The 812-nt window shown below is 67.1% G+C and carries 1 protein-coding gene; it reads right to left on the reverse strand.

The genetic code is table 11. The features are described 5' to 3' along the window. The coding region (locus AC2SGK_RS18300) for an elongation factor Tu (protein ID WP_488324803.1) at window positions 1–812 on the reverse strand (812 nt) is incomplete at both ends.

Below are 812 nucleotides of genomic sequence, written 5' to 3' on the forward strand. Positions count from 1 at the left end.
CTTGGAGACGACGCCGGCACCGACGGTGCGGCCGCCTTCGCGGATGGCGAAGCGCAGCTTCTCCTCCATCGCGATCGGCGCGATCAGCTCGACCTCGAACTTCAGGTTGTCGCCGGGCATCACCATCTCGGTGCCCTCGGGCAGCTTGACCGTGCCGGTGACGTCCGTCGTGCGGAAGTAGAACTGCGGGCGGTAGTTCGCGAAGAACGGCGTGTGGCGGCCGCCCTCCTCCTTGGTCAGGATGTAGGCCTCGGCCTCGAACTGGGTGTGCGGCGTGACCGACTTCGGCTTGACCAGGACCTGGCCGCGCTCGACGCCGTCACGGTCGATGCCGCGCAGCAGCACGCCCACGTTGTCGCCGGCCTCACCGCGGTCCAGCAGCTTGCGGAACATCTCGACGCCGGTGCAGGTGGTCTTCTTGGTGTCGCGGATGCCCACGATCTCCAGTTCGTCGCCCACGTTGACCGCGCCGCGCTCGATGCGGCCGGTGACCACGGTGCCGCGGCCCGAGATCGAGAACACGTCCTCGATCGGCAGCAGGAACGGCTGGTCGATCGCACGCTCGGGCGTCGGGATGTACTCGTCGACGGCGGCGATCAGCGCGCGGATCGAATCCTCGCCGATGGCCTGGTCACGGCCTTCCATCGCGGCCAGGGCCGAACCCTTGATGATCGGGATGTCGTCGCCCGGATAGTCGTACGAGCTCAGCAGCTCGCGGACTTCCATCTCGACCAGCTCCAGCAGCTCCTCGTCATCCACCTGGTCGACCTTGTTCAGGTAGACGACCATGTAGGGGATGCCCACCTGGCGAC

This window comes from Paracoccus sp. NIOT.M2S5SZ12, assembly GCF_057748165.1.